The sequence below is a fragment of the Burkholderia sp. S171 genome, assembly GCF_009766085.1.
Lineage (GTDB): Bacteria > Pseudomonadota > Gammaproteobacteria > Burkholderiales > Burkholderiaceae > Caballeronia.
The window spans coordinates 152,187-152,695 of the sequence record NZ_LMUF01000056.1; the positions used below are offsets into that span (position 1 = coordinate 152,187).

The following is a 509-nucleotide window of genomic DNA, read 5'->3' on the forward strand; positions in this document are numbered from 1 at the left end:
CGGTGTATGTCAAGGTAGTTGTCGCGTGCACCGCTACGCAGCTTCTGTGTATCGAGTACCTGATTCCTCGGTTCTTTCGGGATTTAAATAGACCGAGCCTGCGAGTTGCCAGTTGCGCGTGTCGCCTGACCAGCGCGTCGGATTCTTTGCCTTGGCTTGCTCATACACAACCCGTCGTTTGCTCAGCAACTCCTCTGCTTGTCCGCTGTGGCGCTGGCTTGGTGTCACGTATTTCAACCCGCTGTGACAATGCTCATCGTTGTACCAGGCCACAAACTTGTGCACCCAGGTGCGCGCCTCATCTAACGTGTCAAACGGGCGTTCGGGCCACATCGGACAGTACTTGGCCGTGCGGAACAGCGCCTCGGCGTACGCGTTGTCGTTACTCACCCGTGGCCGGCTGAACGACGATTCAACTCTCAATTGGGTCATGGTTGCGCGCATCAGCGCTCCCTTCATCGCACTGCCGTTGTCCGAATGCAGCACGAGCGGACGACCCACCGTGCCTT

Annotated in this window: 1 protein-coding gene; it reads right to left on the minus strand. The window is 58.0% G+C overall.

Annotated elements, in window-relative coordinates; all coding sequences use genetic code 11:
* Positions 1-33: 33 nt before the first annotated feature.
* A partial coding sequence (locus GSQ93_RS32375) for an integrase core domain-containing protein (protein WP_216857712.1) occupies positions 34-509 on the minus strand: 476 nt, incomplete at its 5' end.